Source organism: Dyella silvatica, assembly GCF_026283955.1.
Classification (GTDB): Bacteria; Pseudomonadota; Gammaproteobacteria; order Xanthomonadales; family Rhodanobacteraceae; genus Dyella_C; species Dyella_C silvatica.
Genome location: NZ_JAPDPE010000022.1, coordinates 22,245 through 33,053, shown reverse-complemented (window position 1 = coordinate 33,053; position 10,809 = coordinate 22,245). Strand labels below are relative to the sequence as shown.

Below are 10,809 nucleotides of genomic sequence, written 5' to 3'. Positions count from 1 at the left end.
GAAGCATTGGGATTTGCTTGGTAGGTGGCACCAAGGCGAGTTCACTTGATAGGCTTGTCATGTCGCGCTGACAAGACACGCTTGAAATTAACCGCCTGCAACGGGTGGGTAAAAAAACGCTTGACTCTGGACCTATGTCCAAGACTTAGCATGCGTTGTGTCTCAAGAAAATCATTTCTCTTCGATGTTGGATACGGCAGCCGTGTCGCCGTCAACAAGCACTCATTTCCCGGTGCAGGGCATGACGTGTGCGGCCTGTGCGGCGAGTATCGAGCGCGTGCTCAATCGGCTTCCCAGTGTGCGGGCGCGGGTGAATTTTGCCGGCGAGCAGGTGCATGTGATGTATGACCCGCGGCAGATAGCCGTGGGTGCCTTGATCGATGGCGTTCGCGCGGCGGGTTTTGCGGTGCCGACGGCATCGGTGACCTTGGATATCGCGGGGATGAGTTGCGCCTCTTGCGCGGTGGCGGTCGAGGCTGCGCTGCATGCATTGCCTGGGGTGAGCGTGGCGCTGAATTTGGCTACGGCGAAGGCGCGGGTGGATTACCCGACGGGCCTGCTTGACCCGTCAGCCCTGATCGAACGCGTTCGTTACGCTGGCTACGACGCGGCGGTGTCGGTGGAGGTGGATGATGCCGAAATGGCTGCGCGCGAGTTGCGTGAGAAGCGCGTGTGGCGGGAGGAGTTGGCTAGGTTTGCGCTGGCGCTTGCGTTGACCTTGCCGTTGTTGGCGCAGATGTTTTTTATGTGGGGTGACGCGCGGCATGGCGAGATGTCGATGGATCTGTTGCCGCGATGGCTGCAATGGCTGTTGGCCACTCCGGTGCAGTGCTGGATCGGTGCGCGCTTTTATCGGGCGGCATTCAAATCGCTGCGCGCGGGCCGCGCCAATATGGATGTGCTGGTCGTGCTGGGCACCAGTGCGGCTTATATCTATAGCGCGGTGCTCACTGCATTTTCGCTGCCCGGCCATGTGTACTTTGAAGCTAGCGCGGCGATTATCACGCTGATCTTGCTGGGGCGATGGCTGGAGGCACGAGCGAAGCGCAAGACCTCCTCGGCCATTCGCGCGCTGCTGCAATTGCGTCCCAAGCGGGCCAAGCTTGAGCGTGATGGCCAGCTGCTCGAAGTGGATGCCGGCAGCTTGCGTGTCGGCGATATTTTCGTGGTCGCGGCCGGCGAGAGTGTGCCGGTGGATGGCGAAGTGCTTGGCGGCGACTCGCGGGTGGATGAGGCGATGCTGTCGGGCGAGAGCATGCCGGTAAGCAAGACGGTGGGTAGCCGCATTTATGCGGCGACGGTAAACCAATTGGGCATGTTGCGCGCCAGGGCTACCGGTGTGGGCGCGCATACGATGTTGGCGCAAATCATCCGCAGGGTGGATGAGGCGCAGGGCTCCAAGGCGCCGATCCAGCATCTGGTCGACAAGATCGCGTCGGTTTTTGTGCCTGTGGTGATGGTTGTCGCGCTGCTGACCTTTGCGGTTACCTGGTGGGTGGGTGGCGTTTTCGCCCCGGCCTTGGTTAACGCGGTTGCCGTGCTGGTTATCGCTTGCCCGTGTGCGCTGGGCCTGGCGACGCCGACGGCGATCATGGTCGGTACCGGGCTGGGTGCGCGTCACGGCATCTTGATTCGCAACGCGGAGGTGCTTGAGCGGGCGCGCTCGCTGCGCAGCCTGGTGCTGGATAAAACCGGTACCTTGACGCGCGGACGCCCGCAGTTGACCGATGTGTTGGTAAGCGCCGGCACGTCGACAGCTTATGCGCTGCAAGTGGCGGCCAGCGTGGAGAGCGGTTCTGACCATCCGCTGGCGCGTGCCATCAGCCAGCGGGCACGGCAGGAGTCGGTTGCATTACGTGCGGTTGAAGCTTTGCAGACGGTGCCAGGCAAGGGTATGCGTGGTCGCATCGATGCCGGCGATGTGATGCTGGGGTCGCCGCGTTGGCTGGCCGAGTGCGATGTCATCGTGGATGCCACGCTGAGCGCGATGCTGGATGCGCTATGGGCCCAAGCCAAGACGGTAGTGGGCCTGGCAGTGGATGGTCATCTGCTGGCATGGCTGGCGGTGGCCGACCCGCTGCGCGAGACCTCACGAGCGGCAGTGGCGCGATTCAAGGCCAACGGTTTAGCGGTGCTGATGTTGACCGGCGACAACCGCCACACCGCCGAGGCGTTGGCCGGGCAGGTTGGCATTAGCCAGTTTCGCGCGGAGGTCTTGCCGCAGCACAAGGCGGATGAGGTACGTCAGCTGCAGGCTGCGCTGGGTGGTCATGTCGGCATGGTCGGCGATGGTATTAACGATGCGCCGGCGTTGGCCGCCGCGGATGTCAGTTTTGCGATGGGTGCCGGTTCGGATATCGCGGTAGAGGCGGCCGACGTCGTGCTGCTCGGTGGCGATCTCAATGGTGTGGCAACGGCGATCGAGCTTTCGGCGGCCACGGTGCGCAAGATTCGGCAGAATTTATTCTTCGCGTTTTTCTACAACGTGCTGGGCATACCGCTGGCCGCGTTTGGTTTGCTCAATCCGGTGATTGCCGGTGCGGCGATGGCATTGAGTTCGGTCTCGGTGCTGAGCAACTCGCTTTTACTCAATCGCTGGCGGCCGCGTGGCGGCGAGCCTGCAGCGCCGCAGCAGGTTTTTTCATCGAAGAGGGTACCGCTATGAATCGGCTTGAATGGACTATCGACGGTATGACCTGCGGCGGTTGCTGCGGCCGCTTAAAGCGCGTGCTGGAACAAACCGATGGGGTGGCATCGGCCGAGATCACGCTGGAAACCGGGCAGGCGACGATTCGCTTCGACCCGGCCCGGGTGAATGCGGCGGTGTTGCAAGAGCGAGTGGAGGGTGCCGGTTTTGCCGTGCGGGGCTGAGCTGCCTCAGACAGGTCAGCTGGGCGTCGCTGCCTTGTCGGCACCGGCGCGGCGCAACATCCACGCCAATACCGGCGGCGTCACCATCGCCGTGAGCAAGGACATCGCCACGATGATGGCGTAGATGCGGTCGTTGAAGACGCCGGCCGCCAGGCCGAGGCTGGCAATGACCACGCCGACCTCGCCACGCGGCACCATGCCGAAACCGACGATGGTCGCGCTGTGTTTGCCCAGCGGCAAGGCGCCGAGGAAGCCGCCCAGCAGTTTAGAGATGATGGCAATGACGGTGACCACGGCCAGCATGATCAAGGCATCGGCGTTGGCCAGCTGTTGCAAATCGATCTTGCTGCCGGTGATGACGAAGAAGAACGGCGTGAGCAAGGCCAGCAAGGGCATGGTCTGTTTTTCCAGCGTGTGCTGCTGGCGTGTTTCCGAAGCGATCATGCCGGCGAGGAAGGCGCCGATGATGGCTGCCAGGCCAAACAGGGTGGAGACATAGGCCAGGCCCAGGCATAGCGCCAGCACGATAAGCAGCGGCGACTGCGGATTGCTCGGGCGATCGAGCCAGGTGGAGTTCCAGCGCATGACCCGCGCACCGCCGAGGCCAATCACCGCGATGAAACCAATGGCGCCGCCAAGCACCATCACCAGGTTCAGCGGATTGAAGCCTTCGCCGCCTTGTACCGCAACGACGACACCGAGCAGCAGCATGGCCAGAATATCGTCGATCACCGCGGCGCCAAGAATGACCTTGCTCTCGGTGCGTTGCAGTGCACCCAGCTCTTGCAGCACGCGTGCCGTAATACCGGCGGAGGTCGCGACGAAAGCCGCTGCGATGAACAGCGATTTGCTCCAGTCGAAGCCGGCGCTATGCGCCCATAGCGTGCCCATGCCGAAGGGGATTACCACGCCGAGCACGCCGACCAGAAACGCCGTTTTGCCGACGCGCTTGAGATCTTCCAGGCGGGTTTCCAGGCCGACCGAGAACAACAGCAATACCACGCCGATCTCGGCGAGCACATCCAGCGGGGTGCCGGTGGCGACTTGTTCTGGAGTGATCCAGCCCAGTACCGAGGGACCGATGATGCAACCGGCGGCAATCTCACCGACCACGCTGGGCAACTTCAGGCGTTGGGCTATCTCGCCGCCGATCTGCGCGGCGACGAAGACAATAAAAAGGGTGAGCAGGATGTCGCTGGCGTGATGCATGCGTAAAGTCTTTGGAAGCGAGCCAATGGCAGGAATCCTACATGCTCAAGCTCGTTTCTGCCCCGAACGGACAAGCGGCGCGCCTGCTAGCCGGCTGCATCTGATTAGGCAGCGATGCTGCTGCCGCCTCAATACAGTCGTTTTAGCCCGATCGTGGTGGACGATCCGGCTGCAATTGGGCAAACACCCGGCTTGCCGCCAAGGTGGCGACAGCCAGCAGCAACACGGTCCAGCGGAAGGCGACGACGTAGTCCTCGTGCGCGTGCCCATGCAGCAACGCACCCATCAATAGCGAAGCGAGGGCGATGCCGAAGCTCATCGATAAATACTGTGCCGTCGATGACATGGAGGAGGCCATTGAGGCGTGCTTGATATCGAGGTCGTGATAAATCAGCGTGTTCATGGCGGTGTATTGCAGGCCCATGAAGCTGCCATAGATAAACATCATCAGCGAGATCAGCCACATCGGCGAGCTTTTGCCGAGCAGGGCAAAGGAGGCCAATATCAGCGCGACAATAATCGTGTTGCCGAGCAGCAGGCGACGGTAGCCGTAGCGACCGAGCAACAGGTTGATCGCCCACTTGGCGCTGATCGAACCCAGCGCCTGCGGCACCATCATCAAGCCGGCCATCAATGGCGACCAGCCGCAGCCGACCTGTAGAAACAGCACCAGCAACAGAAACATGCCGGAGACGCCGAGCCGGGTAAACAAGTTGCCGGCCAGGGCGACCCAGACATTGCGAATGCGCAGCAGGCTGAGATCGGCCACCGGAAACGGCGTGCGCCGGCTGTGCCATACATAGACACCGCCAATCAGCAGGGCGAGCAGGGTGCTGACGCCGATTTGCAGCCACTGGCCACCGGCATCGCTGGCCAATTCGGCGGCGGTGAGCAGCATGGCCGAGGCCGCGGCAAATAGCAGGAACCCGCCCAGGTCGAAACGATTGGCGCGCTCCAGCCGGTAATCGGGCATGTGCCGCTGATTAAGCCAGATGCCGACAAGGCCGAACGGCACATTGATGAGAAAGATCAGCCGCCACGAAGTGAACTGGGTCAGCGCGCCACCGAGCAAAGGGCCAAGCACGGAGCCGAGCAGCCCCACCGTGGCCACCGTACTCATCGAATGGACAAAGTCGCGTTTGTCGATGCTACGTACCAAGACATAGCGCCCCACCGGCATCAGTACCGAGCCGCCGAGGCCTTGTAGTACGCGTGCGGCCACCAGTTGCGGCAGGGTCTGCGCAATGCCGCAGAGCAGTGAGCCGACCGTAAACACGGCGATGGCGCTGGCGAACACGCGGCGGGTGCCAAAACGGTCACATAACCAGGGGCTGGCCGGGATGAAAATCGCCAGCGTAAGCACGTAGCTGGTGAGTGCGGTGCGCATGCCTAGCGGGGTGACGCCAAGTGCCTCGGCCATCGCCGGTACGGCGGTATTGACGATGGTGGAGTCCAGCGCCTGCATGAAAAATGCCGCGGCAACCAGCCAGATCAAGCCGCGATAGCGCTCAAGCGATGGAGGTGTGGATGGCGGCGTAGCGGGCGAGCCTGGCGGGGCATCGAGAGAAGCGGAGGTGGGGACCTCCATAGCGGCGGTGTCTTGGGGCATGGCCCGCCTATGATACGCCTTAACATCAGTTTTACGACCCTGGCGAAGCCACCGACGCCGTTTTTTTGCGACCGCTGTACTCGTTTGCGTTGCCTGCCGCTGCTTAATTCCAGCGGGTGTGCAGGTAGGCATCCAGCTGAAATATTTGCACGCCGATCGCAAGCAGCAGGCAGGCCAGGCTGGATCCTCGGTGCGAGTTTAACTTCAAGCTACGTATCAAGCCCATCAGCGTGATCACGATGGCGGCAGGCGAAAGCGTAAGGCCCGGAATAATCCACGGGGTAAGCACGAAGGAGCTGACAGCCAAGGCCAAACCCAAGACGCTACGTTGATCCAAGCCGCTGACCTCCTGTGGTTGAGGTCGGCATCATCGCTGATTCAGGTCATCCATGCCGCTGAGACGTTTTGGTCTTTGGGTATTCGTCCTAAGGATCGGTTCGCTCGCGCCGTGGGAAAACGATGGGGTTCGATGCGCATGTGGCGTTTTTACCGATGCCGATGAATTCACCTGGATCGTGCATTAATGAAATGTTGCCTTCAGGTCGAGCGCCGTTAGTGCGAGGTGCTACGGGTCTAGTCGAAGGTCGTGAGCGGGTGCGGCCATTTTGCAGCGGCGACGAGCGGGCCGCCATTCGCTGCTTGGCTAGCTTGCTTTTCGGGGGCGGCGACCCCAAAGTCTGTATTGTTTCGATTTGGTTTCAACTCTTATCCGCGCGCCGAGGCAGTTGTCTCGGCGCGCACTTTTTTGCAGCAAGCGCGTCCGCGCATCGAAGGGACAGGATTCGTCATGAGCATCAAGCCAACCATCGTTGTTTCCAGCGTTGATATGGACAGTATCGAAGCCTTGCTGGAGCGCATGCCGCCGGCGCAGGCCGAGGGTTATGCTGCGCTGCGGGCGGAACTGGATCGGGCCGATGTGGTTGAACCTGCGGCGATGCCACGCAACGTGGTGACGATGAACTCTACGGTGACGTTCGAGGACGAAAGCAACAAGGAAAAGCTCACCCTGACCCTGGTCTACCCTGCCAATGCGGGCAAGCCTGGAACAGTGTCCATTCTTGCGCCGGTCGGCAGCGCCTTGCTGGGGCTGCGCAAAGGTAAACATATCGATTGGCCGACGCCGGATGGCAAGCACCGCCGTTTGCACGTATTGGCGATTGGCCTGCCGGCGGAGACGCCGGGGCATTCGCAGCGCTAAGGCGCTTGCAGGTCTTTGCCGAAAGGGGCGCTTTGCCCCCGCTGTTAAGCGGCGATGTTGCTAACCACGGATGCTCTCGCTAGTCCGCCGCGTGACCGTGCCGTTATGAGGTGCTGAAGTGCTCGCGGCAGGCTTCGAGCAAGGCGGCCAGGGCGGGTGTAGGCATGCCGGCGAAGGCGGGCAGCAGGTAGCCGCCGGGAATCCGCCGGCGGCCGCTGGATGGGGTGATTTGATAGGTGACGTAGGGGCGCCCCACGTTGACTACGCCAAATTGTTCGACATGCCGCCACGCCGTGGTCACCGCTTTGTTTTTGCGCAAGGGCGAGGTCAGCGTGAAGCCGGTTTCGTCGATACGCAGGGTGGCCCGATAGCGCGCGGTCAGCGCAAAAAGTAACGCCAGCAGCGCAAACAGCAGGGTGCAGGCCAGTGCGGGCCAGTCTTTGCCGTCGAGGTAGATCCATAACGACAGGCCGGCGAGCAGAGTGAATATCGCGATGCCGATGATCGGCGCGCCACGGCCGGTGCTAAGGGTCAGCGGGAGTTCGATGCCCAGGTCGCCCTGATCGGCGCGGGCGGTGTCGAGCAGGGGGTAGGTTTCCATCCGCGCAGTCTAGTCAACGACGACAGTTGCTTGGGGCGGGTGGGGCGTCTTGGTCCGTCAGCGCGGCACGCCAGGGTTTAATCGATGTGATGAATGAAGCCGACCTTGAAGCCGCCGGGCAGCACGCTGAGAACCAGGGGTGATTGGCGGTGCTCCGCCCAGATACCTACCCCGACCCCGATGGCGGCGCCAACCAGTACATCGCTTTGCCAATGACCGCGGGTTTTTACGCGGGCCACGGCATCGTAGGCAGGCAGCAGGGCCAGGGCATAAACCGCTGGGTGATCCTCGCCGTAGGCAAGCATGATCGGGGTGACCGCGGCGGAGATGGTGGTGACTTCGCCGCTGGGAAAGCTTTGTGAATGCCAGCCTTTGAAGAACTGATTCGGGTTGTCTGTCTGCGATGGACGCTGGCGCTGAAAGGTCCATTTCAACGCCTGGGCGCCGACGCTGGCGACCAGCATCGAGTCCACCGAGCGCCACAGGGTATCGCCGAGCTTGTCGTTATCGCCCAAGGCGATGGCGCCGCCGGTCACCGACAGGATGGTGCCGTACAACACGATCTGCTGGTCGCTGCGTTTCCAGATACCGCTGTTGTCGTAGTGAAGGCGGTGGTCGATGCCAAATGGGCCACCCCCAGCATGGGCCAGGCCAGCGCTCAGAGTGAGAAGCATCAACACGGCGAATCGTCGCTTGCGCATGACTTATCCTCCCTAGGTCGGAGGATTTTGCGCCGATGCGTTTGGCGATACCACCGCGATCCGGCAACGTTTGTATTCACCGTTCACAGATTCGCACACCGTAAGGTGATGTGCGTTGTATACGCCTAAAAGCAGCGCGTGAAGCAGCCCCATGTCCAAGGCTTCGGTTCATGCGGTCGTTCACGGCGGCGGCTGAATCGCTAAACTTCACGTAGACAAGGAGATCGCATGAGCCAACGCCCCACCGATGCCGATCGCCAGCACGCCGCCGAGCTGCGTGTGAGCATCGAGCACGCCAATTACCGCTATCACGTACTCGACGATCCGGAAATCACCGACGCTGAATATGATCGTTTGCTGCGAGAGCTGGAAGCGCTGGAACAGGCGCAGCCCGAGCTGGCGACGGCCGACTCGCCGACCCGGCGCGTTGGCGCGCGAGCGCAAGGCGGTTTTGCCGAAGTGCGGCACGCACGACCGATGCTGTCGCTGGGCAACGCCTTTGAGCAAGAGGGCGACAACGACCGCGAACGCTTTCGCGAGGTCGCCGAGTTTGAACGGCGTGTCGAGCAGACCCTGGACCTGCGCGAGCCGGTGTTCTCGGTAGAGCCCAAGCTCGATGGCCTGGCGATCAGCCTGCGTTATGAAGATGGTGTGTTTGTGCAGGGCGCGACGCGTGGCGATGGCGAAACCGGCGAAGACGTGACGGCCAACCTGCGCACGGTGCGGGCGATTCCGCTGCGGCTGCGTGGCGAAGGCTGGCCGCGCGTGCTCGAGGTGCGTGGCGAGGTGATCATGCTGCGCAAGGATTTCGAGGCGTTCAATGCGCGGGCGCGGGCGGCCGACGAAAAGACCCTGGCGAATCCGCGCAATGGCGCCGCCGGTTCGTTGCGTCAGCTGGACCCGGCGATAACCGCCAAGCGCAAGCTGAGCTTTTTTGCCTATGCGGTCGGGGTGGTAGAGGGTGGTGAATTACCTGTCACTCATTCGCAAACGCTGCAAAAATTGCGCGACTGGGGTTTTCCGGTATCGCCCGAAGCGGGTACGGCCAGCGGCTTCGACGGCTTGATTGCGTATTACCGGCGTATTGGCGATAAGCGCGACACGCTGCCGTATGACATCGACGGCGTGGTCTACAAGCTGGATGACTATGCCGGGCAACGCGAGCTGGGTTTTGTCTCGCGCGCACCGCGCTGGGCCATTGCGCATAAGTTTCCGGCGCAGGAGCAAACCACCACGGTGGAAGCGATCGAAATTCAAATCGGCCGTACCGGTGCGGCCACCCCGGTAGCACGGCTGGCGCCGGTGCAGGTGGCTGGCGTCATCGTCACCAATGCCACCTTGCACAATGCCGATCAGGTGGCGCGACTGGACGTGCGTATCGGCGATACCGTCATCGTGCGTCGCGCCGGCGATGTGATCCCCGAAGTGGTACGGGTCATAGCTGAGCAGCGCCCCGCGCACGCCACGCCGTGGAGCATGCCCACGCATTGTCCGGTGTGCGGCTCGGCCTTGTTGCGCGAAGAGGGGGCGGCGGCCTGGCGCTGTTCCGGTGGCCTGGTGTGCGCAGCGCAACGCAAAGAAGCCTTGATTCACTTTGCCGCGCGGCGTGCGATGGATATCGATGGCCTCGGCGAGCGTTTCGTCGACGCCTTGGTGGATTTCGGCTACGTGCACACGCCGGCCGATTTGTACCGGTTGAGCCTGGACGATTTTCTGGAGATGAAGCGCCGTGCCGACGAGCACGACGGCAGCACGCCGGAAACCGTGAAGGCCGGCAAGATCGCCACCAAATGGGCGGAAAACCTGCTTGAGGCGATTGCGGCGAGCAAGCACACCACCCTGCCGCGCTTTTTGTTTGGGCTGGGCATCATGCATATCGGCGAGAGCACCGCCAAGACGCTGGCGGCATGGCTGGGCAGCCTGGATGTGGTGCGCAGTACGCCAGAGCCGATATTGCGCGTGTTGCCGGATATCGGTGGCGAAGTGGCCAGCTCGATTGCCGGCTTTTTTGCGCAACCGGGCAATCAACAGGTGGTCGATGCCTTGTTGGCTGCGGGGGTGAGCTTTAGCGATGAGGGCACGCCATCGGCCAAGCTGCGTGGAAAGCTGGACCTGGCCGTGCTGTTGGACATGGTCAAGGTCAGCAAGCTGGGGCCCAAGAGCACGCAATTGCTGGCGCAGTACTACCCGACCTTGCAGCAGTTGATCGATGCCGGCGCGGCGCAGTGGGTGGTGGCCGGTTTGCCGCAGGCGGCGGTGCTTCATTTGCAGAATTATCTTGCGGATGCTTCGACCCTGACGCCATTGCGTGAAGCAGAGGCCGCCATGCACCGGCTGTTGGCGGCGATTCCGCAAACGGCCGCTGCGGTGGGGGCTCCCTTGGAGGGCCAAACCGTGGTGCTTACCGGTAGCTTGCCCACGCTAAGCCGTGATGAAGCCAAGCAACGCTTGGAGGCACTGGGCGCGAAAGTGTCGGGATCGGTGTCGAAGAAGACCCGTTTCGTGGTTGCCGGTGAAGCGGCCGGGTCCAAGCTGGATAAAGCGCAAGAGCTTGGCGTCGAAGTATGGGACGAGGCTCGTTTACTTGCGCTGCTGGCCGAGCATGAAAATTAAGTCGTGA

The 10,809-nt window shown here is 62.1% G+C and carries 9 protein-coding genes; 4 read left to right on the top strand and 5 right to left on the bottom strand.

The window, feature by feature from the left end; genetic code table 11:
- Positions 1-184 precede the first annotated feature (184 nt).
- A complete protein-coding gene (locus OUZ52_RS06645; protein ID WP_266157602.1) occupies positions 185-2,665 on the top strand; it encodes a heavy metal translocating P-type ATPase in 2,481 nt (826 codons plus the stop codon).
- Positions 2,662-2,871 carry a heavy-metal-associated domain-containing protein gene (locus tag OUZ52_RS06640; RefSeq protein WP_266157595.1) on the top strand — a complete coding sequence of 70 codons (210 nt, stop codon included), beginning with the start codon at positions 2,662-2,664 and terminating at the stop codon, positions 2,869-2,871. Before OUZ52_RS06645 ends, OUZ52_RS06640 begins: the two co-directional genes overlap by 4 nt.
- Before the next feature lie 15 nt (positions 2,872-2,886).
- Here the strand turns inward: OUZ52_RS06640 and OUZ52_RS06635 are convergent, their stop codons facing one another.
- The 3 genes from OUZ52_RS06635 to OUZ52_RS06625 form a co-directional block, all read right to left on the bottom strand.
- A complete protein-coding gene (locus OUZ52_RS06635) occupies positions 2,887-4,080 on the bottom strand; it encodes a cation:proton antiporter (RefSeq protein WP_266157594.1) in 1,194 nt (397 codons plus the stop codon).
- 142 nt (positions 4,081-4,222) lie between these two features.
- Positions 4,223-5,689 (bottom strand): MFS transporter, encoded by a 1,467-nt coding sequence (locus OUZ52_RS06630; RefSeq protein WP_266157593.1) that lies wholly within the window; start codon positions 5,687-5,689, stop codon positions 4,223-4,225.
- Positions 5,690-5,792: 103 nt separating this feature from the next.
- Complete coding sequence (locus OUZ52_RS06625) at positions 5,793-6,026, bottom strand: hypothetical protein (protein WP_266157592.1); 234 nt, start codon at positions 6,024-6,026, stop codon at positions 5,793-5,795.
- A 450-nt stretch (positions 6,027-6,476) separates the two neighbouring features.
- Here OUZ52_RS06625 and rnk point away from each other — a divergent pair, with 450 nt between their 5' ends.
- Entirely contained in the window at positions 6,477-6,887 is a 411-nt protein-coding gene (gene rnk / locus OUZ52_RS06620) for a nucleoside diphosphate kinase regulator (RefSeq protein WP_266157591.1), read from the top strand.
- Between the two features lie 103 nt (positions 6,888-6,990).
- Here the strand turns inward: rnk and OUZ52_RS06615 are convergent, their stop codons facing one another.
- Positions 6,991-7,488 carry a hypothetical protein gene (locus tag OUZ52_RS06615; protein WP_266157590.1) on the bottom strand — a complete coding sequence of 166 codons (498 nt, stop codon included), beginning with the start codon at positions 7,486-7,488 and terminating at the stop codon, positions 6,991-6,993.
- 77 nt (positions 7,489-7,565) lie between these two features.
- The gene (locus tag OUZ52_RS06610; RefSeq protein WP_266157589.1) at positions 7,566-8,189 is read right to left on the bottom strand and encodes a phosphatase PAP2 family protein; all 624 of its coding nucleotides are present in this window, start codon (positions 8,187-8,189) and stop codon (positions 7,566-7,568) included.
- A gap of 228 nt (positions 8,190-8,417) precedes the next feature.
- Here OUZ52_RS06610 and ligA point away from each other — a divergent pair, with 228 nt between their 5' ends.
- On the top strand, positions 8,418-10,802 hold the full coding sequence (gene ligA / locus OUZ52_RS06605; protein ID WP_266157588.1) for an NAD-dependent DNA ligase LigA: 2,385 nt from the start codon (positions 8,418-8,420) through the stop codon (positions 10,800-10,802).
- Positions 10,803-10,809 lie beyond the last annotated feature (7 nt).